Source organism: Pseudoalteromonas haloplanktis ATCC 14393 (assembly GCF_000238355.1).
In the GTDB taxonomy this organism is placed as follows: Bacteria; Pseudomonadota; Gammaproteobacteria; order Enterobacterales; family Alteromonadaceae; genus Pseudoalteromonas; species Pseudoalteromonas haloplanktis.
Genome location: NZ_AHCA01000010.1, coordinates 16155 through 37550 on the forward strand (window position 1 = coordinate 16155; position 21396 = coordinate 37550).

Annotated in this window: 16 protein-coding genes; 14 read left to right on the plus strand and 2 right to left on the minus strand. The window is 39.8% G+C overall.

The window, feature by feature from the left end; translation table 11 throughout:
- Positions 1–183 precede the first annotated feature (183 nt).
- The 7 genes from PHAL_RS0116950 (at position 184) to PHAL_RS0116980 (ending at position 12916) form a co-directional block, all read left to right on the plus strand.
- A complete protein-coding gene (locus PHAL_RS0116950) occupies positions 184–5025 on the plus strand; it encodes an NAD-glutamate dehydrogenase (protein ID WP_016709623.1) in 4842 nt (1613 codons plus the stop codon).
- 114 nt (positions 5026–5139) lie between these two features.
- Positions 5140–6150, plus strand: a complete 1011-nt coding sequence (gene pyrD / locus PHAL_RS0116955) for a quinone-dependent dihydroorotate dehydrogenase (RefSeq protein WP_016709624.1) — start codon at positions 5140–5142, stop codon at positions 6148–6150.
- A 121-nt stretch (positions 6151–6271) separates the two neighbouring features.
- The gene (locus tag PHAL_RS0116960) at positions 6272–6802 is read left to right on the plus strand and encodes a cell division protein ZapC domain-containing protein (RefSeq protein ID WP_016709625.1); all 531 of its coding nucleotides are present in this window, start codon (positions 6272–6274) and stop codon (positions 6800–6802) included.
- Between the two features lie 90 nt (positions 6803–6892).
- Positions 6893–9010, plus strand: coding sequence for a bifunctional 23S rRNA (guanine(2069)-N(7))-methyltransferase RlmK/23S rRNA (guanine(2445)-N(2))-methyltransferase RlmL (gene rlmKL, locus PHAL_RS0116965; protein WP_016709626.1), 2118 nt, complete (start codon positions 6893–6895; stop codon positions 9008–9010).
- The gene (locus PHAL_RS0116970; RefSeq protein ID WP_016709627.1) at positions 9003–9245 is read left to right on the plus strand and encodes a glutaredoxin family protein; all 243 of its coding nucleotides are present in this window, start codon (positions 9003–9005) and stop codon (positions 9243–9245) included. The genes rlmKL and PHAL_RS0116970 overlap by 8 nt, the downstream gene beginning before the upstream one ends.
- Before the next feature lie 9 nt (positions 9246–9254).
- Entirely contained in the window at positions 9255–11168 is a 1914-nt protein-coding gene (uup, locus tag PHAL_RS0116975; RefSeq protein ID WP_016709628.1) for an ATP-binding cassette ATPase Uup, read from the plus strand.
- A gap of 11 nt (positions 11169–11179) precedes the next feature.
- Positions 11180–12916: a DUF3466 family protein gene (locus PHAL_RS0116980; RefSeq protein ID WP_016709629.1), complete on the plus strand. Its 1737-nt coding sequence runs from the start codon at positions 11180–11182 to the stop codon at positions 12914–12916.
- Positions 12917–13011: 95 nt separating this feature from the next.
- Here PHAL_RS0116980 and PHAL_RS0116985 read toward each other — a convergent pair whose 3' ends face one another.
- A complete protein-coding gene (locus PHAL_RS0116985) occupies positions 13012–13518 on the minus strand; it encodes a DUF2062 domain-containing protein (protein WP_016709630.1) in 507 nt (168 codons plus the stop codon).
- Here PHAL_RS0116985 and PHAL_RS0116990 point away from each other — a divergent pair.
- Genes PHAL_RS0116990 through tcdA form a run of 7 tightly spaced genes read left to right on the plus strand, consistent with a single transcriptional unit; the run spans position 13498 to position 20971 of the window.
- On the plus strand, positions 13498–15777 hold the full coding sequence (locus tag PHAL_RS0116990; protein ID WP_016709631.1) for a DNA internalization-related competence protein ComEC/Rec2: 2280 nt from the start codon (positions 13498–13500) through the stop codon (positions 15775–15777). The genes PHAL_RS0116985 and PHAL_RS0116990 overlap by 21 nt on opposite strands.
- A gap of 58 nt (positions 15778–15835) precedes the next feature.
- A complete protein-coding gene (gene msbA / locus PHAL_RS0116995; protein WP_016709632.1) occupies positions 15836–17581 on the plus strand; it encodes a lipid A export permease/ATP-binding protein MsbA in 1746 nt (581 codons plus the stop codon).
- Positions 17578–18558, plus strand: a complete 981-nt coding sequence (lpxK, locus tag PHAL_RS0117000; RefSeq protein WP_016709633.1) for a tetraacyldisaccharide 4'-kinase — start codon at positions 17578–17580, stop codon at positions 18556–18558. The genes msbA and lpxK overlap by 4 nt, the downstream gene beginning before the upstream one ends.
- Complete coding sequence (locus PHAL_RS0117005) at positions 18548–18745, plus strand: Trm112 family protein (protein ID WP_016709634.1); 198 nt, start codon at positions 18548–18550, stop codon at positions 18743–18745. Before lpxK ends, PHAL_RS0117005 begins: the two co-directional genes overlap by 11 nt.
- A complete protein-coding gene (gene kdsB / locus PHAL_RS0117010) occupies positions 18733–19506 on the plus strand; it encodes a 3-deoxy-manno-octulosonate cytidylyltransferase (protein WP_016709635.1) in 774 nt (257 codons plus the stop codon). Before PHAL_RS0117005 ends, kdsB begins: the two co-directional genes overlap by 13 nt.
- A complete protein-coding gene (locus PHAL_RS0117015; RefSeq protein WP_016709636.1) occupies positions 19499–20170 on the plus strand; it encodes a TIGR01621 family pseudouridine synthase in 672 nt (223 codons plus the stop codon). Before kdsB ends, PHAL_RS0117015 begins: the two co-directional genes overlap by 8 nt.
- Positions 20171–20971, plus strand: a complete 801-nt coding sequence (gene tcdA / locus PHAL_RS0117020) for a tRNA cyclic N6-threonylcarbamoyladenosine(37) synthase TcdA (RefSeq protein WP_016709637.1) — start codon at positions 20171–20173, stop codon at positions 20969–20971.
- Here the strand turns inward: tcdA and PHAL_RS0117025 are convergent.
- Complete coding sequence (locus PHAL_RS0117025; protein WP_016709638.1) at positions 20968–21384, minus strand: SufE family protein; 417 nt, start codon at positions 21382–21384, stop codon at positions 20968–20970. The genes tcdA and PHAL_RS0117025 overlap by 4 nt on opposite strands.
- Positions 21385–21396 lie beyond the last annotated feature (12 nt).

Consider the following 21396-nt stretch of genomic DNA (forward strand, 5'->3'; position numbering starts at 1 on the left):
TGTATAGGCCATTTATATCTATAATTTGTGAATAGATGACCAAATAGCTGAAATGCTTAAAATGTTTTCATCGAAAGGGCTGTTTATTAATTTTAAAAGGGTTAGAATTTGCCTGACTCCACACAATAAATTGCTGTACAAATTTTCCACCTAAGTCGGTGGTATAGATTTAAGGAACATGTAATGACACGAAATGAAGGGCAAGCCTCGGTTATCTTAGATAATGTCTGTAAGCTGATCCAGAAAAAAGTTCACGCTGATAATGTGTTACTCGTTGAGAAATTCGCCAAATCCTTGTACAGCAATATGTCTAAAGAAGATTTGGCACATCGCAATGATAGTGACTTATATGGCGCTGCACTTAGCCTATGGAACTCGCTAGAAAAAAATACCTCTGATGACGCGGTTATCCGTGTTTTCAATCCTGAAGTAGCAAAAGATGGCTGGCAGTCATCGCATACAATCGTAGAAATTATCACTAAAGATATGCCATTTCTAGTTGATTCGGTGCGTATGGCGATGACCCGTGAAAATATCGCCTCTCACTTGCTACTGCATAGCCCACTTAAAATTCAACGCGATAAGAACGGGAAGATTTCAGCCGTTTCTAATTTAAAAGCGGAACAAGAATCCAGCTCGACAAAAACGGTATTTTTTATCGAAATCGATCGTCAAACAGATTCTTCAGTGATCGACTCGTTCAAAAAAGAACTTGAGTCAGTGCTCAACGATGTCTCTACTGCGGTAGAAGATTGGCAGCCGATCCGTAAAAAGTTAGTTGCGGTCACCAAAGAGTTACCTAAGCGTCACCACAACAACAATGCCAGTGAAGTAGCTGAAACAGTTGAATTTTTAGATTGGTTAGCGAAAGATAATTTTACTTTAATGGGTTATCGTCAATATGATTTGATACCTGTTCAAGGTGACTATCAACTCAAAGGTAAGATCGAGGGCAGTTTAGGTTTGATGAAAAATTCAACCGAAGAACATTCTCGATTGTTATCTGATTTACCAGAAGTTGCACGCCAAGAAGCGCGTAATAATAACTTACTGATCTTGACTAAAACTAACTCATTATCACGAGTTCATCGCCCAGCATACATAGATTATGTTGGTATTAAACGTTTTGATGACGAAGGTAATGTAATTGGTGAAGACCGTTTTATCGGTTTATTCTCATCAAGTTTCTATAACAACAGTGCCGCTGATGTGCCTGTATTAAAAAGCAAAATTAATCGCATCATGGAAATGTGTGATTTTGCCAAAGGCACACATGCGTACAAAGCGGTATTAAATATTCTTGAGACTTATCCGCGCGATGAGTTAGTACAAGCACGCGAAAGTGAGTTACTTGAAGTTGCAATGGGTGTATTGCAAATACAAGAACGTGATATGTGTCGCTTATTTGTTCGTAAAGATGCTTATGGCCGTTTCTTCTCTTGCATGGTTTATGTACCACGTGAGCGTTATAACACAGCACTACGCCGCGAAACGCAATGTATCTTAGCAAACGCATTTAATTCTGACGATAAAGTCGAATTTACTACCTTTTTCTCAGAGTCAACACTAGCGCGTACTCACTATACCGTGCGTGTGACTGACAACAATATCGAATATAACGTGAAAGACATCGAAAATAATTTAGTAGAAGCCGCTCGTACTTGGGAAGATAAACTACAGTCAGCATTATTAGAATCAGCTGGTGAAGCGCGTGGTAATGAACTTAATCGTAAATACTGCAATGCATTTGCCCGTTCATACAAAGATGAAGTATTGCCAAGTGCGGCCGTTGTTGATATTGAAAAGCTTGAATTGCTTAACGATGATAATAAACTCGAAATGTTGTTTTATCGTCCGCAAGAAGAAGCAAACAGTAATATTGTTCGTTTGAGCCTATTCCATAAAGACGTACCAATTCATCTATCTGATGTTATGCCAATGCTTGAAAACTTTGGCTTACGTGTCATTGGTGAAACGCCATATTCAGTTAAAACCAGTGATGGCAGTGTTAACTGGATCATGGATTTCTCTATGTTACTTGATAGTAAAGGGATCGCTGATTTTGATAAAGTATCAGCGCGTTTTCGTGCTGCACTGACCAGTGTATGGAGTAATCGTTTAGAAAACGATGGTTTTAATCGTTTAGTGCTAATGGGTGGCTTAACTGGCCGTGAAGCATCAATTCTTCGTGCTTATGCAAAGTATATGCGTCAAGTTGGGGTTACTTTCTCGCAAAGTTACATCGAAAGCACCTTAGCGAACTACCCTCATATTGGCTCACAAATTGTCAATTTATTCGCTAAAAAATTCTCAGTGAAAAGTCCAGCAAGTGTTAAAACACTTGATAAGCTAATTGCGCAAATTTACCTTGAGCTTGAAAACGTTGCTAACTTAGATGATGACCGTATCATCCGTTTGTACGTGGATATGATCATTGCTACGTTACGTACTAACTACTTTCAAAAAGATGACACTGGCCAGTTCAAATCGTATGTGTCATTTAAAGTTAACCCGAGTTTAATTCCAGATATGCCATTGCCGTTACCGGCATTTGAGATATTTGTTTATTCACCGCGCGTTGAAGGTGTGCATTTACGCGGTGGTAAAGTGGCTCGTGGTGGTCTGCGTTGGTCTGATCGTCGTGAAGATTTCCGCACTGAAGTATTGGGCTTAGTTAAAGCACAACAGGTTAAGAACACGGTGATCGTCCCGGTAGGGTCTAAAGGTGGCTTTGTATGTAAACAACTGCCTACGGATCGTGATGCGTTTTTCAAAGAAGGCCAAGAGTGCTACAAAATCTTTATTCGCGGTTTATTAGACATTACAGATAACATCATCCAAGGCGAGATTGTGCCACCTGTTGATGTGACACGTCATGATGAAGATGATGCATACTTAGTTGTTGCAGCGGATAAGGGCACGGCGACGTTCTCAGATATTGCCAATGGTATCGCGAATGAATATAACTTCTGGCTAGGTGATGCATTTGCATCGGGTGGCTCTGTGGGTTATGACCATAAGAAAATGGGTATTACTGCGAAAGGTGGTTGGGAATCTGTTAAGCGTCACTTCCGTGAAATGGATATTGATACGCAAACTACAGACTTTACTGTGGTTGCAATTGGTGACATGGCAGGGGATGTATTCGGTAATGGTATGTTGTTATCGAAGCATATTCGTCTGCAAGTGGCATTTAACCATTTACACATTTTTGTTGATCCAAACCCAGATTCAGCAACGTCTTACCCAGAGCGTGAACGCTTGTTTAATTTACCACGTTCTTCATGGGAAGATTATAATAAAGAGTTAATTTCAGCGGGCGGTGGGGTATTCTCTCGCGCTGCTAAATCAATCACTTTAACGCCAGAAATGAAGAAAATGTTGGGCACTAAAAAAGCCAGCATGACACCAAATGAATTGATCAAAGCCAGTTTAATGATGGAGTTTGATTTATTATGGAATGGTGGTATCGGAACTTACATTAAGAGCAGTAAAGAAAGCGATGCTGATGTAGGTGATCGTGCTAATGATGCACTGCGCATTAATGGCCACGAGTTAGGTGCAAAAGTATTTGGTGAAGGTGGTAACTTAGGCGCGACACAACTAGGTCGTATTGAGTTTGCTACTAAAGGTGGTCGTGTAAACACTGACTTTATTGATAATGTGGGTGGTGTTGCGTGTTCTGATAACGAAGTAAATATCAAAATTTTACTTAATGGTTTAGTCACAGCAGGTGATTTAACGCGTAAACAACGTGATGAATTGCTGTACTCAATGACTGATGAAGTAGCACAACTAGTATTGAAAGACTGTTATCGTCAAACCCATACGCTGTCTATTACGCAATCTAAAGGTTCATCAACGCTAAAAGAGAAAGTACGTTTTATCCATGCGCTTGAAAAAGAAGGCAAGTTAAACCGTGCAATTGAATTTATTCCAAGTGATGAAGAATTGGCAGAACGCGCTGCCGCGGGTAAAGACCTCACTCGCCCAGAGCTATCGGTGCTTGTTTCTTATGCCAAGATGGTACTGAAAGAGTCATTAGTGACAGACGAAATTACAGAAAATCCGTATTATCGTCAGCTTTTAGTGAAGTCATTCCCATTACCGCTGCGTGAAAAATTCAACGCAGCAATGGATAATCACCCACTGCGTAAAGAGATCATTGCAACTAAACTTGCTAACAATATCGTTAATGATATGGGCCTTAATTTCATGGTGCGTATGCATGAAGAAACAGGTGCAAATGAAGCTGAAGTTGCCTTATGTTACTCAGTTGCCAGTGAAGTGTTCCAAATGCGTGACACCTGGTCTGCAATTGTGGCGCTGGATAATAAGATCCCAGCTGCAGTACAAACTGAAATGCTGTATCAATTACGTCGTACAGTACGCCGTGCAACACGTTGGTTCTTACGTCACCGTAATAAAGCGCAAAATATTGAGCAAACAATTGCATTCTTCGCACCAACGTTTGCTGACTTAAGTGCAAACTTAACCAGCTATATGGTTGAAAAAGAAAGTGAACGTTTAAACAAAGCGGCTGAAAAACTAATAGATAGTGCAGTACCTGCAGAGCTTGCAACACGTATAGTATCGCTATCTAGCCTGTTCTCAGTAATGGATTTGGCTGAAGTAGCTGCGAATTCAGGCCGCAGTATTGATATGGTGTCGAATACCTACTTCAAACTTGGCGCCCGCATGGGTCTACATTGGTTCTTAGATCAAATTACCAATCAACCAGTGGCAAACCATTGGCAAGCCTTGGCACGTGCTTCTTATCGTGAAGAACTTGATTGGCAACAACGTACATTATCAGAAGTAGTACTAAACAACTTCACAGGTGATGACAAAGACGTTGACAGTCAAATTGATCACTGGATGGATAGCCAAGATTTATTATTGCAACGCTGGAAGCAAATGTTGGCTGAGTTTAAAACTTCACAAAGCCATGATTTTGCTAAGTTCTCAGTCGCACTTCGCGAACTTATGTTACTGAGTCATAACTGTGATTCGTCAACAAAATAAGCGATTACTAGTGCTTCATTATTTTCTCAACTGAAAATAATGAGTTAATCACTAAAATTGTTATACAATACCCCAGCCTAGTCTGGGGTATTTTTTTATAAAGAGGATTATTTGATGTTTTACGATCTAGCTCGCCGTTTTATGTTCACCCGTGATGCGGAATGGGCCCATGAATTTGCACTGCATAATTTACGCCGTTTTAATAATACGCCATTCAGTGCCGCATGGTCTCAATCAGTGGCAGATCGCCCCGTAGAATTTCTAGGCTTACAATTTAAAAACCCAGTTGGACTTGCTGCAGGCCTTGATAAAAATGCCGAGTGTATTGATGCTTTTGCAAAAATGGGGTTTGGTTTTATTGAAGTGGGGACTGTCACACCACGTCCACAAGCGGGGAATGATAAACCACGTATTTTCCGCCTGCCAGAATCAAATGCCATTATTAATCGTATGGGTTTTAACAATAAAGGGGTGGATAACCTAATTAATAACGTCAAAGCAGCGAAGTATGACGGTATTTTAGGTATTAATATTGGTAAAAATAAAGATACCCCAAATGAGCAGGGTAAAGACGATTATATCCACTGTATGCGTAAAGTGTTTGAATATGCATCATATATCACTGTAAATATCTCTTCACCCAATACACCAGGCTTGCGTGATTTGCAATATGGTGCTGCACTGGACGATTTATTGCAAAGCTTAAAGAACGAACAATTAGATTTAATTGCTAAGCATGATAAACAAGTCCCCATGCTGGTAAAAATTGCGCCAGATCTTGATGAAGTGCAAATTGCCCAAGTGAGTGAGTCTTTGATCAATAATAAGATCGATGGTGTGATCGCGACAAATACAACCTTAGAGCGTGCAGCTGTGCAAGGTCAACAGTATGCAAATGAAGCGGGCGGCCTGTCTGGTCAGCCAGTGCGTCATCGTTCAACCCAAGTTGTGCAAGAGCTGAAGCGTTTAACTGCAGGAAAGTTACCAATTATTGGGGTGGGGGGCATTGATGATTCAGCTAGCGCCAACGAAAAGTTTTCAGCAGGGGCTGATCTTGTCCAAGTATACACAGGATTTATATATAAAGGCCCACAATTGGTAAAAACGATCCTGCAAGGCTTATAAGGATCAGTTATTTAAGCTTTTGATCATTCAATAAATGTTCTAAGGAAATGTTTATTAATTGGTCAAAAGCGGCTATAATTCGCTATTCATAAGATTAATTTATAAGGAGCATAGGAAACGCATGTTACAAGCATCAAAGCAATGGAAGTGGATTGCTTGTCCAGTAAAAAATCGCTTGTTGATCGACTTAGATCAAGATATGCAACTGTGCACGCCTTATAAACTCCGCCAACTTACTGATTCAGTGCTCACGCAACCATGTTTTAGTTTAGAAGACGCCGCGTTTTATCAGCAAGTTTATCAATACCTTGATGGTTTTAATGTGTGGAAAACTGCGCAATTGTGTCAAATTGCACTCAATGCAACTGCTGCAAAGTTCTACCTAAAACCTATGTTGGCAAAAAGTTGGTTTTTTGACCCTTATACTGGCAGTGAGCCGAGTGTTGAAGCTGTGATAAAACTGCATAGCCGCCTTCAGGCTGGTGAGTTTTTAATTGTAGAACACAGTAAAGATGCGTCATTATGTATTAGTTTAGCTGAGCATTTTCAGCTTGATGAAAATTTAAGTCTGAATCAGTTTGAGGCTATTCGAGTGCTTAATAACCGCGTTCACCCAATTTATAACCACGTTCAAAACAGTAAAACTGCTTAAGCATATTTTTTAGCGTTCCTGCCTTTATCGCGTGTTTGTCTGCCAACCTATGTTATAATCCTGCGCAATTAGCTATCAAGGGTTATTACTTTGCATTTTATCGCACTTACTTCTATCGGAATCGAAAACTTATTGGTTGAAGAACTTACTGACATTGGCGCCACGGTGACCAAGCAAACGGTGGGCTCTGTACGCTTTGAAGGTGACACTACATTAGCACAAAAAGTGTGTTTGATGAGCCGCTTCGCAACTCGCGTACTTATGTTGATTGAAGAGAAAGAAGGCGTAAATGATAAAGAAAGCCTCTACAAGTTTGCTCGTTTGCAACCATGGCAAGAATGGTTTGGCCCAACGCAAACATTCGCAGTTGACTTCAATGGCACTAATGATGCACTTAAGAACACTCAATTTTCAGGTTTGGTGATTAAAGATGCCATTGTTGACTATTTTAATGATTTATACGAACAACGCCCTAACGTAGATAAACAAGATGCCAATGTTCGTGTTGTTGCACGTTTATCGCGTCAAGGTGTGGCTATGTATATTGATTATTCAGGTCCGCGGTTATCAGAGCGTGGTTATCGTGAAGGCCAAGGTAAAGCACCAATTAAAGAGCATTTAGCAGCGGCACTTATTAAACGCAGTGGTTGGCTCGAGAATGTACAGCAGCCATTATTTGACCCTTGTTGTGGTGCCGGTACTATTTTAATAGAAGCTGCTGGTATGGCACGTAATGAAGCGCCGGGACTATTCCGTGAAGGTTTTGCATTTGAACGTCTACCAAGCTTTAGAATTGCCAAGTACAAAGAATTAAGAGAGCAGTTAATTGCTCAGATCACCGATCCTAAACTATGGCTTATAGGTCATGATTATGATGCCAATGTATTAAGCAAAGCAGTAGATAATGCGCGCAGAGCTGGACTTGGTGATGTAATTAAATTTAAACAAAGTGATGCAACTAAACTGACCTCAGTGGCAAAACTACCTGGTGTGGTTATTTCAAACTTGCCTTATGGTGAGCGTATTGGCTCTATGGCTGAGTTAGTCAGTTTGCACAGTGCGTTAGGCACTGGCTTTAAAAAACATTTTAATAACTGGAAACTTGCTCTATTGGGCATGGATGAAAGCCTATTTAAATTATTAAAACTGGTTAAACTTAAACGCTATAAGTTTAAAAATGGCCCGCTTGATGTGGTACTTAATCTATACCAGTTAGATGATAAACAAGTTAGCCAAACAACCGAAGACAAGCCCGCATTGAATTTTGAAGGCTCGTTGTCATTTGCTAATCGCGTGAAGAAAAATAAGCAAGGGTTAAAAAATTGGCTTAAGCAAAATGAAATTCAAGCTTATCGTGTGTATGACGCTGATATTCCAGAGTACAATGTTGCAGTGGATGTTTATGGCGATTCGGCGGTTATTTTTGAATACGCAGCCCCGAAAGAAATTGATGATGCTACCGCACATAAACGTTTACAAGACGTAATCTCTCTAACTGCACAACAGCTTAATATTGCACCAGGCAATATTGCTGTCAAAGTCCGTAAAAAACAAAAAGGTGAAGAGCAATACACACCAATGGCCAAACAAAACAGGACTCAAGTCGTTGAAGAGTTTGGTGCCAAGTTTAAGGTAAACTTATTTGATTACCTAGACACAGGGTTGTTTTTAGACCATCGTCTTGCTCGTCGTTATATTCAAGAAAACGCCAAAGATAAGCGCTTTTTAAACTTGTTTGCGTACACGGGCACAGCCTCTGTCCACGCAGCTCTTGGTGGTGCCAAAGCGATTACTACGGTTGATTTATCAAAAACCTACTTAAAGTGGGGGCAAGATAATTTTGAACTGAATAACATCAGTAATACCCGTTATCGCTTTGAGCAAGCAGATTGTTTGAAGTGGCTGGAATATGCAACTAGTCAATATGATTTGATCTTTTTAGATCCACCGACATTTTCTAACTCAAAACGTATGAAAGATGCATTTGATGTACAACGTGATCACATTAAGTTATTAACGTGGGTTAAAAAAATTCTCAGTCCATCAGGTACTTTGATATTTTCGAATAATAAGCGTGGTTTTATCATGGATGAAGTGGGTTTAATTGGCTTAGGCTTAAAAGCGCAAAATATTTCAGAGCAAACATTATCGCCTGATTTTAAACGTAATAAACAGATCCATAATAGCTGGTTAATTACGCATGGCTAATTGGGTACTATATCATACTGATGGGTGTCATTTGTGCGAGCAAGCGCAGTCTTTGATTGGTCCATTGTTAGGTGATGATTCATTACTGCTTGTTGATATTATCAGCGATGATTCATTGATCGCTGAATATCAGACTAGTATCCCAGTTTTAAAAAGCGAACAAGGCAGACAATTGTATTGGCCTTTTACTGCGCAAGATGTGCGTCAGTTTTTTACGCAAACAGAAAAAGAGTAAACAGATCATATGGACTTAATTAGAATTTCTAAAGCTCAACTCGCGTACGGCACGCACCCATTACTTGATAACGCGGATGCAATTATTGAAAGTGGTGAGCGCGTGTGTGTGGTTGGCCGAAATGGCGCTGGTAAATCAACACTATTAAAAGTACTCGATGGCCAAGTGATTTTAGATGATGGTGAAATAAATCAGCTTGGTAGCATTAAAATTTCACGCTTAGAGCAAGATCCTCCAAAAGGTGCCAGCGGTTCGGTGTTTGATTATGTCGCACAAGGCATGCCTGAAATAGCTAATTTACTCATTGATTATCATCATGTTAGTACCCAGCTACAAACGCAGTGCACAGATCAACTATTAAATAAGTTAGAGCGTTTATCAAACCAGCTCGAAGCGGCAGATGGCTGGCGCTTTGATAGTCGAATTCAATTAGTTTTAACGCGTTTGGAATTGTCTCCTGAAGCTAAACTTGAGTCGCTTTCAGGTGGTTGGTTACGAAAAGTGGCACTTGCGCGTGCGCTGGTCAGTGAGCCTGACTTACTGCTACTTGATGAGCCTACCAACCACTTAGACATGGAAAGCGTGATGTGGCTTGAGCAGTTTTTGAAAGAGTTTAAAGGTGGCATTGTATTTATTTCTCATGACCGTGCTTTTATTCGCGCTGTGGCGACACGAATTTTAGATTTAGACCGTGGTAAATTAATTTCCTACCCTGGTGACTATGCAACTTATTTAGAGCAAAAAGCCCACGATTTAAAAGTCGAAGAAGCACAAAATGCGTTGTTTGATAAACGCCTAGCTGAAGAAGAAGCATGGATCCGCCAAGGTGTTAAAGCCCGACGTACGCGTAATGAAGGTCGGGTACGTGAACTCAAGCAACTTCGTAATGAGCGTAAGCAACGAGTGGATCAAGTTGGTAAAACTGACTTTAACATTGAAACGGCTGACCGCTCTGGTAAATTAGTGTTTGAGGCTAAGCACTTAAACCATCAATTCAATAAAGACAAAGTAATTGCTCGTGATTTCTCTACCCTTGTTATGCGTGGTGATCGCATCGGTTTAGTTGGGCCTAACGGGATTGGTAAAACAACCTTATTAAAATTATTATTTGGTGATATTGCAGCGGATGAAGGAATAGTTAAACAAGGCGTCAATCTTGAGTTTGCTTATTTTGACCAATACCGCCAGAAGCTAGATGAAGAAGCAACAGTACAAGACAATGTTGCAGAAGGTAAGCAAGAAGTGATGATGAATGGTCGTTCACGGCATGTGCTTGGTTACTTGCAAGACTTTTTATTCCCGCCTGCGCGAGCGCGTACGCCGGTTAAAGCATTGTCTGGTGGTGAAAAGAACCGCTTATTATTAGCAAAGCTCTTCTTAAAGCCGTCAAATATTCTGGTTCTTGATGAGCCAACCAATGATTTGGATATAGAAACCCTTGAGTTGCTGGAAGATATCATTAATCAATATCAAGGTACTGTGCTAATTGTTAGTCATGACCGTGAGTTTATTGATAACACTTGTACCAGTGTTTGGGCGTTTGAAGGAAATGGCGTGATCACCGATATTGTCGGTGGTTATAGCGACTACGAAGCCTATACAAACTATTTAGCACAACAAAAAAAGCATGAGAGCACGCCAGCTAAAAAGCAAGCTGTAGTTACAGCTCCTGTTATTAAAGCTGAAAATAAAACGAATAAACTCTCTTACAAATTAAAACTTGAATTAGAGCAATTACCCAGTAAGCTTGAACAACTTGAGCAAGCATTAGAAGCACAGCAAGTTGTGGTTAATGACGCTAATTTCTTTAAACAAGATGCCAGCATAACAACCAAAGAGTTGAACCATTTAGCACAACTTGAGTCTGACCTTGAAGCCGCTTTGGAGCGCTGGGAAGAACTTGAAGATTTAAAGAATCAGTAGTAAGGACTAAAATGAAATATAAATTACTCGCTGCTAGTATTTTAGCTACCATGAGTACCTCGGCACTTAGTGCAACGTATCAGTTAACTGAGCTGAGTGTATTAGCCGATACAAAGCATAACTATGTTAAAGATGTTAGTGAAAGCGGGCACATAATTGGCCTTTCTAACGGCTTATACAACTTACCTATTGATGTTAGTTATATTGATTTCACAGATAGCGCAATCGAAAGAGCTTATGAACAACAAGAAGACTACTTCGAGTTAATTGATAAGCAAATTACCTTTACGCTTGATGATATTGAAAATAATAATGCAGCGGCAACTAATCCTGATGCTCACAGTTTTATGCTGTCTTTTTTAACAGCGCAAGCAACGAACCCTGATTATCAAAAACTAGCTAATATTGTCGGGTACAATATTTTAAATGGCGAAGCCCAAGAGCAAGTATTATTTGATATCGCTTCAGTTGATTATGATGGTTTAACGCGTTCTGTTAGCAATTTTTATAATGCCGTAGCAGAAGATGGAATCGCAGTGGGCTGGGGCAGTGCGCCTTATGAAAAAACAGTGTTTACTCCAGATGGTGAAACTGAAGAAGAAACCCGTTTCGTGCGCGATTTTATCTCTCGGGGTATTATTGTCTCTCCTGACGGATTGAGTGTGCCACTGGTCCCTGAGTTTGATGAATACGGCGGAATAAGTAGTGCCAGTGATATTGTAAAAACAAATTCAGGCTATACGGTGGTAGGCCAAGTGTCGACAGGTATACCAGCTGATCGTCAAGAAAATATCGATGATTCTTGCGATGGTGAAGACCAACCCGTTTCTGTGTGTATTGAAGGTTTACAAAGAAGTACTTCGTCTCGTTTATTTGATACCCGCGCTGTTAGATGGAGTTTAGATAGTAATTTAAATATTACCAATACAGAGTTATTAGGTTTAGGGTTAACACCTGAAGAAGATGATGACTTTGCCTTTATAAGCAATGCACTGGCTGTTAATAGTAATGGCACCGTTGCAGGTTTTTCTGATGTACGTGATCATGATAGTTCATCAACGATTCGTTCGTTACCTGTTTATTACAAAGACGGTAAAGTGGTTGAAATGCTTGATCAAGAAGATGACTGGACTGCTGGTAAGTCATTAGCGATTAATGAGAATGACGTTATCGTGGGGTATGGCATAAGAAGAATTGAAGGTTCAGACCGACTTAAATTTTTCTACCACGACATTGCAAGTAACAGTACAGTGTTCCCTACGGATTACTTTAATAGCTCAGCCTCAATAGCCAATGATATTAATGATAACGGTTATATCGTAGGTGAAGGTGAAACTGATGTATTTAATGTTGGCTCACGTCGTCGTGAAGGTTTCTTGTATAAGATTGGTGAAGATGCAATCACCAACATTAATGATTTATTACCGTGTTACGAAGCTGATGGTGAAACGCGTTATAAATATGTCGTGTCAGAAGCAAAAGTAATAAACAACAAAAATGAAATTTTTGGTGTTGCAACGAAGACAGTTGAAAAAACGGATACATTAGGTGGCGTGGTACGAGATATTAACGGTGAAATAGAATACGAAAGTATTGCAGTCCCAGTTAAGTTAACACCTATTGATGGCAGTATCGAAAGTTGTTCAGATCCTGAGACGGACACTTACGAACGTCAATCTGCTAGTTTTCCTTGGTATACGTTATTGTTGTTACCGTTAGTTGGCTTACGTCGCGCGTTTCGTAAATAACAGCTGAGCCATTCAATTAATTATATAAATAAAAAACCCTGCTTCACTCAGCAGGGTTTTTTTTGTCTATACTTTAACTAAATTAGGAACGTTGACTATTTATGGCGATTTACCCAAGCCTTGCGTACTGAACGACGCCATAAAAGGTCCACGCCGAAATAGCCTATCGCAGAGGCAAAAGTAGCGCAGATCAAGGATCCAACTAAAAAAGCAGGGCCGATAGTGGTTAAGCTGTCTAAAAACCATTGCCAGCTAGGTTCAAAAGCAAAGTGTTGCTCGGGCTGACCTAGTGCAATAGTGCCGATCAGATAAGAGCAGTAAAAGATAGGTGGCATTGTTAGCGGGTTAGTGATCCACACAACGGCGACTGAAATAGGTAAATTAACTCGTAACGGAATAGCCAGAGCGGCGGCAAGCACCATTTGAAAAGGAACAGGGATGAAAGCGAAAAATAAACCGACAGAAAATGCCCCACGAGCGGAACGGCGATTTAAATGCCAGAGATTGGCATCGTGGAGTAAACGACCAAAAATTTTTAAAGATTTATGATGTTTAACTTTATTGTGATCGGGTAAAAACCGTTGGATCGTTTTCTTAGCCATTTAAAGCAACCATTTACATCTGTTTGGTTAAGCGTTGGGTTTGTTGTTGGTTGTATTATAACCGTTTTTTATTATCAGACCCTTGTATTTACAGTTTTCGCTTTATCTCTATTAATTGCGAGCGCTTATTTTAAGCCGTTTTACACAGTATTGTTAGGTTTTATTTGTGGAATTTGCTGTGTTTGGGGACATTTTTCTAGCTTCTATACTATTTCACCGTTAGTTTTGCATGAAAATCAACCGTACTATTGTCAGCTCACTGTTGTTGACGTTATTTCACAGCGTGATCACTTCTATGTGAAAGTTCAGCTTAACAAGATTAATCAACAAAGTCAGTCAGCGCTAAAACCGCCTTTTGCACTAGTTACGTTAAAAAGTGAGCAGCAGCTTGAAGCTGGTGATGATATTAACACTTGGCTACAGCTAACAAAATATCGCAGTCAAAAAAACTATGCTGTGTTTGATAAAGAGCGCTATGCATTTAGTGAACGAATCTTTTTTAAAGGGAAACAGGTAGGCAATTATATTGAAATAACCAAAAATACAGATACTGAACTGATTAAATCGTATCGCCAATATATCAACAATATATACCAAAATAGCACGTTAAACTGGTTGTACTACCCACTGTTAACGGGCGATCGCAGTGAGATGAGTTTTTCACAAAAAGAAGAGCTGCAGCAATTCGGCATCAGCCATTTATTAGCTATTTCAGGATTGCACATAGGCTTAATGTTTAGTATCGGCTTTTTCATTACTCGTACTATCATGAGCTGTTTAAACTTTATGGTTAAACCTTGGACACAGCAGTTAAATTTGTCACAGATTTATGCTTTAGGTGGGTTTTTACTGGCATTTAGTTATGTGTATTTAAGTGGTTTTATAGTCTCTGCTACGCGAGCATTGCTTATGCTAGGCTGCTATTTAGTTATTTATTTTTATGCCAAACAAGCATTACGTTGGCGTAGTATTTTGTTTGCTTTGGTGTGCGTATTACTTATTGACCCCTTTAGTCTACTTAATCCTGGGCTTTACTTTTCATTCACTGCGGTAGTCATCATTTTCTGGGTATTGAGTGTTATCTCCTTCTCTGCGATAGGTTTAGTTGCAATCATTAAAACTTTGATCATTTTACAAATAGCCTTGTTTATAGGTTTATTGCCGTTATCACTTTATTATTTTAATGGGGTCAGTGTAATTGGTTTAGCTGTTAATTTAGTGGCGATACCAATACTTGGTTTTATTATAATGCCAAGCTTAGTGTTGTTTTCAGTGATGAGTCTGCTACTTGATATGAGTAGCTTGATTGGTGTGTTCGATTATTTGTTACAGTACGCCTATCGGTCGTTAACTTTACTACCGGTTGAGTATCGCTGGATTGATACCGCTACATTTAGTTTGCAATGGCTAATTAGTAGTTATCTCACAATTTTCATTGTATGTTTTACACCATGGCGATTAATGGGGTGTTTTCCTATTGCTGTTAGTTTTTTTGACTACTATTTGCAGCCAAAACCAGTGTGGCAGCTTGATGTGTTTGACGTAGGTCATGGCACAATGGTGTTAGTTAGCAAACAAGGTAAAGGCTTTATTTATGATTTGGGACCTGTGTATTTTAATACATATACAAGGATAAACAATACCTTAGTGCCTTACTTAACCAGCAAGGGAATTGAAACCGAAGTTACCTTGATAAGCCATATGGATAAAGACCATGTTGGCGGGTTGGCTCACTGGTTGCAGCACGGCTATCATCATACCTTTAGTTTGCTACATCCGAATGGGCCGGAGCAAGGTTGTAAAGCGGGTAAATATAGCTTCTATAACTTGATGATTACAGTACACGAACCTGCAGAGTATTTACAAACTGAGAATGATAATTCGTGTGTTGTTCATATTAGTGATGGGACTTTTAGTGTTTTACTACCAGGAGATATATCAGCTAAAAGAGAAGCGCAATTACTCGCACGGCAAAATGGACTTAAGAGTACTGTTTTACTGAGTCCCCATCACGGTAGCAACACATCATCGAGTGATCTATTTATTAAAGCAGTATCCCCAGAAGTGGTGATCCATTCAACAGCCTATAAAGGGCAATGGCAATTACCGCATCGGCAAGTTGTTGCACGATTTGCTGATCATAATGTATTGCAATACACAACGGCCGCACATGGACAGATAAATATTGCCTTTTATCAGCATGAATACACGATAAATCTAGCTCGATATGATGAAAGTTATTGGTTTCTAAAAGATTGAGTTTAGTTTTATGGAGCTGGAGGCTACAATAGCCACAGACTATGAATAAGAGAGTGTTATGGATCAAACTACATCACAAATTTATAAGCGCTTATTGTCGTATGTGGGTGATTATAAAAGTATCGCCATATTAGCTGTGATCGGCATGATAGGTTACTCGGCTATGGATGCTTTATTCATTCAATTAATGAAACCATTTATTGACCAAGGTTTAAATGAACGCAATAGCGATGTTTTAAAATACGCTCCATTCGTGGTGATTGCATTAGTAATAGGTCGTGGCTTTTTTAATTATATGTCATCTTACTGCCTCAGTTATGTTGGGTCTCAAGTTGTGCGTGCGTTGCGTCAGCAATTGTTTGAGCATATTTTACATCTGCCTGTTTCATTTCACGATAAAAACTCAACGGGTGATTTAATTTCTAAAATAACCTTTGATACTGAACAAGTACAACAAGCAATTACTAAAGCGATGCTTGTTGTTGTTCGTGAAGGAGCTTTCGTTGTTTTTTTACTGGGGCTTATGTTTTATACCAGTTGGAAATTATCACTGATATTCTTAATTATTATTCCGCTTGTTGCTGTCATTGTCAGTGTCGTATCCAAGCGTTTTCGTTATATCTCTAAAAATATTCAATCAGCAATGGGTCAAGTAACCCGTAGCTCAGAACAAATGCTCAGTGGTCATAAAGTGATCCATGGCTTTGGCGGGCAGCAGCAAGAAATATCACAGTTTGCGCACATTAATAATCATAATCGCCAACAGCGCATCAAAATGGACGCCACCAAAGCGTTAAGTGTTTCTATTATTCAGATTTTAGCTGCCAGTGCGATGGCAGTTATTTTATGGGTGGTTGCAATGCCGTCGATGATCGATGCCATTAGCTCTGGAGATTTTGTGGTACTTATTTCATCTATGATGATGTTACTACGCCCACTTAAGCAACTTGCTAATGTTAATAGTGATCTACAACGTGGTATTTCAGCCGCGCAGAGTATTTTTTTAGTTCTTGATGAAGAAGTAGAAAAGGATAGCGGTACAGTGTGCGTGGATAAAGTACAAGGGCATATTGAAGTTAAACACGTCACCTTTAGCTATCCCACTAAAGATGAGCCAGTATTAAAGGATTTATCACTGACCATTAAAGCGGGTGAGAGCATTGCCTTAGTGGGGCGTTCAGGATCTGGTAAATCAACGATTTCTAACTTATTACCGCGCTATTATGACTTACAACCACCGGGTGAAATATTACTAGATGGTATTGCGCTCAGTGATTATAAGTTGACTGATTTACGTAAGCAATTTGCTTTGGTTTCACAGCAAGTTGTGCTCTTTAATGACACCATTGCTAACAACATAAGTTATGGCATTAACCGTGAACTTACTGGCGATGAACTCTTAAATGTAGCTAAGCAAGCACATGTGTGGGAGTTTGTTAAAGATTTACCTGATGGTCTAGATACCATGGTCGGTGAAAATGGTGTAATGTTATCAGGCGGGCAACGCCAGCGTATCGCAATTGCGCGAGCGATTCTAAAAGATGCACCAATTTTAATTTTAGATGAAGCAACATCTGCTTTAGACACAGAATCAGAAAAGTTAATCCAACAGGCACTTGAACACTTGATGAAGGATAAAACCTCAATTGTGATTGCTCACCGTTTATCAACGATTGAAAACAGTGATCGGATTTATGTTATTGATAATGGTCAAGTGATCGAAAGTGGTGATCATCAGTCATTACTTGAAAAAGACGGCACGTATTCAGCTTTATGCAAAATGCAATTTGGTGAAAACGGGTGAGTAAAATAGAACAAAGCTGGTATCAAGGGCTCAGTGTTATCACTGTATTGCTGTTACCTTTGAGTTTAGTGTTTTGGTTGATCAGTACAGTGCGCCGTGCAGCATATGAAATAGGGTTCTGTAAAGCGTACATGAGTCCAGTGCCAGTTATTGTGGTTGGTAATATAAGTGTCGGCGGCAATGGTAAAACCCCTTTTGTGATCTGGTTAGTTAGCCATCTACAACAGCATAATTTAAAAGTAGGGGTGATCAGCCGTGGTTATGGTGGCCATAGTAAAGATTACCCTTTGACTGTGACAGAAAGTACCAGTCCTGCTGATGCTGGTGATGAACCGGTGTTAATACAGCGAAGATTAGCCTGTCCTGTGGTGGTAGGTCCAAACCGAGAAGCAAACATCAAACAGTTACTTAGCGAGCATCAACTCGATGTCATTGTCTCCGATGATGGCATGCAACATTACAAAATGGCTAGGGCCATAGAATGTTGTATTGTCGATAGTCAACGTCGCTTTGGTAATGGTTTTATTATGCCTGCAGGGCCACTGAGAGAAACCCAAGCACGATTAAATTCTGTGGATTTAGTCATTGAAAATGGTGGCGATAACCCATTTAACTATCAACTGAAAAGTGCAGAGTTATTGACCGTTGCTAATGCAACAGCAGCACAAACAACCTTACTTGAAGGTCACGCTGTAAGTGCAATAGGAAACCCACAACGCTTTGAAAATAGTTTACGTGAACAGGGGATATCGCTATTAAGTTGTCATCATTATCGTGATCACTATGCGTACAGCTCAGCTGACTTTGAAAAATTTAATGATGAAATAGTGTTTATGACAGAAAAAGATGCGGTAAAATGTCAATTATTCGCAAAACCAACATGGTATTTTTTACCTGTAGACGCGCAGCCATCTGCAGCGGTGGTTACTAAACTAGATTTATTACTAAAAGAAAAAGGGATCCTCGATGGCCTTTGATACAAAGTTACTTGAAATAATTGCCTGCCCAGTCTGTAAAGGCAAGCTACGTTTAGATAAAGAAAACAATGAGTTGATCAGCACGGCAGCAAAGTTGGCTTATCCAATTCGTGATGATATTCCAGTATTGCTTGAAAACGAAGCACGTGAGTTATCGCAGCAAGAGATTGAAAAGTGGAATTCGTAGTTGTTATTCCAGCGCGATACGCATCTAGCAGGTTACCGGGTAAGCCGTTAGCGGATATTTGTGGCAAACCGATGATCCAACATGTGTATGAAAAAGCAATGGCAGCAGGAGCGAGTAAAGTAGTTATTGCAACCGATCATCAAAAAGTATTCGATGCAGTTAGTGCGTTTACCAAAAATGTACTAATGACCAGTGAAGATCATCAATCAGGCACAGAGCGTCTAGCACAAGTAATGGATTTACTCGCATTAGCGGATGATACTATTGTGGTAAATGTACAAGGTGATGAGCCATTACTTGCTTCTGAAAATGTTGCACAGGTTGCTGCATTGCTTGCCGATTCATCTGCACCAATGGCAACGCTAAGTGTTGCCATTGACGATATAGCTGAAATATTAAACCCTAATGCAGTTAAAGTAGTCAGTGATATTAATAAAAATGCCTTGTATTTTTCCCGTGCCAGCATTCCTTTTGACCGCGCTAATATGATGGAGGCGGCCAATAACCATCAATTAAATACTGCACACTATCAGCGACATGTGGGAATCTATGCTTATCGTGCGGGCTTTATCAAGCAATACATTGAACTGACGCCTTCACCACTTGAACAATTAGAATCGTTAGAGCAACTTCGTGTGCTGTATCACGGTCATCAAATTAAAATTGAACAAGCACAAATAGCCCCCCATGCTGGGGTAGATACACCTGAAGATTTAGCGCGTGTGATAAGCTATTTAGAAAGTAAAGCTGCGAGTGAATAAGCTTATTTTATCCGTGCATGCTCGGCATGATGATTTTTATATTATAGAAAAACCACCAGGGCTTAACTTTCACAGCGAAGATGGCCCAGGTTTCGTGGTACTTGCAGAGCAGCAGCTAAATGAAAAGCTTTATGCGGTACATCGTTTAGATAAGGTGACATCTGGTTTAATTATCTTAGCGCGAAACAGCACAGCGGCGGCTGAGTTCACTCGTTTATTTACTACACATCAGGTTGACAAGTTTTATCTCGCGCTATCTGATGCTAAGCCGAAGAAAAAACAAGGCTGGGTGAAAGGTGATATGATTAAATCACGTCGTAGTAGTTTTAAGCTTTTAAAAAGTATTGAAAACCCTGCGATCACCCGTTTTTATTCACTCAGTGTAGCAGCTAACTTACGTGGCTTTATTTTAAAGCCATTTTCAGGAAAAACCCATCAATTACGGGTTGCTTTAAAGAGTTTAGCGGCGCCTATTTTAGGTGATCCACTGTATGGTGGCACGTCCGCACAGCGTACCTATTTGCATGCTTATGCACTTTGCTTTAGCTGGCAAAATCAACAATATCAGTTTGTGTGTAAACCTGATAGTACAACACTGTTTAGGCAGTTAATTGAACACGAAAATTTTCACACATGGCAACAGCCATGGCAATTGGATTGGTAAATGACAGACTCTATAACCGATATTCGTTTTGGCGGTATAAAGCGCTTATATGGACAACAACAATTTGCATGGCTGCAAGAGGCACACTTTTGTGTTATTGGTATAGGTGGTGTTGGCTCTTGGGCCGCAGAAGCCTTAGCAAGAACTGGCGTTGGTAAGTTGACGCTTATTGACCTTGATGATATTTGTGCAACGAATATCAATCGACAAATTCATGCCTTAACTGGCACTGTGGGTGAAGCAAAAGTGGAGGCAATGAAAACACGCTGTGAGCTTATTAACCCAGAGTGTGAAATTAATGTGATTGATGATTTTATTACGTTAGAAAATATTCGTGAACATATCCAGAATTTTGACTATGTAATTGATTGTATTGATGCAGTAAAAGAAAAAGCAGCGTTAATCGCACATTGTAAACGAAATAAAATACCGGTAATCACCACAGGTGGAGCTGGTGGACAAACAGATCCTAGCCAAATAACCTTTGGTGATGTTGCTAAATCAACCCAAGACCCTTTACTTGCGAAAGTACGTTATATTTTGCGTAAGCAGTATAACTTTAGTAGCAACCCTAAACGTAAATTTAATATCGACTGTGTCTATTCAACAGAGCAACTGGTTTATCCTGGTACGGATGGCAGTGTATGCCATACAAAACAAAATGCGGATGGCTCACTGAATATGGATTGTAATAATGGCTTTGGCTCTGTGACTATGATCACTGGCAGTTTTGGCTTTTTTGTAGCCGCTAAAGCGGTGCGTAAATACCTAGACAAAAAACACCGTTTAGCAAAGGTTTAAAGTGATCTATCAGCAGCCATGGATTGAATTCGTTCAACCATGGCTTTAATGCCATTCCCCCGTGATGGACTTAAATGTTGAATAAGCCCTAATCGTGAAAATTCAGCAAGTGCGTCGGTTTTAATCACTTGCTCTGGCGTCAAGCCATTATATAAAGCTAATACAATTGCCAATAAACCTTTGACTATACGTGTATCAGAGTCGCCAACAATAACGAGAGTGTTCTCTTCTAGATCAAAGTCTAAATATATCCATACTTTACTTTCACAACCAGGTACAAGGGCGCTATCTGTTTTTAAAACGCCAGGCATTGGCGGCAATTGTTTACCTAAAAGCATTATTTCACGGTATTTTTGCTGCCATGCTGGTGCATTTTCAATGGAAAACGCAATCTCTTTAAACGTTTTAATCATGTCTTATCCGAA

What these genes read in the sequence shown, in the direction of transcription:
- uup (WP_016709628.1), top strand. Translation starts at nt 9,255, where the DNA reads ATGGACTTAATTAGAATTTCTAAAGCTCAACTCGCGTACGGCACGCAC.
- PHAL_RS0116950 (WP_016709623.1), top strand. Translation starts at nt 184, where the DNA reads ATGACACGAAATGAAGGGCAAGCCTCGGTTATCTTAGATAATGTCTGT.
- PHAL_RS0116970 (WP_016709627.1), top strand. Translation starts at nt 9,003, where the DNA reads ATGGCTAATTGGGTACTATATCATACTGATGGGTGTCATTTGTGCGAG.
- msbA (WP_016709632.1), top strand. Translation starts at nt 15,836, where the DNA reads ATGGATCAAACTACATCACAAATTTATAAGCGCTTATTGTCGTATGTG.
- pyrD (WP_016709624.1), top strand. Translation starts at nt 5,140, where the DNA reads ATGTTTTACGATCTAGCTCGCCGTTTTATGTTCACCCGTGATGCGGAA.
- PHAL_RS0116960 (WP_016709625.1), top strand. Translation starts at nt 6,272, where the DNA reads ATGTTACAAGCATCAAAGCAATGGAAGTGGATTGCTTGTCCAGTAAAA.
- PHAL_RS0116985 (WP_016709630.1), bottom strand. Translation starts at nt 13,518, where the DNA reads ATGGCTAAGAAAACGATCCAACGGTTTTTACCCGATCACAATAAAGTT.
- PHAL_RS0117025 (WP_016709638.1), bottom strand. Translation starts at nt 21,384, where the DNA reads ATGATTAAAACGTTTAAAGAGATTGCGTTTTCCATTGAAAATGCACCA.
- PHAL_RS0117005 (WP_016709634.1), top strand. Translation starts at nt 18,548, where the DNA reads ATGGCCTTTGATACAAAGTTACTTGAAATAATTGCCTGCCCAGTCTGT.
- tcdA (WP_016709637.1), top strand. Translation starts at nt 20,171, where the DNA reads ATGACAGACTCTATAACCGATATTCGTTTTGGCGGTATAAAGCGCTTA.
- PHAL_RS0116980 (WP_016709629.1), top strand. Translation starts at nt 11,180, where the DNA reads ATGAAATATAAATTACTCGCTGCTAGTATTTTAGCTACCATGAGTACC.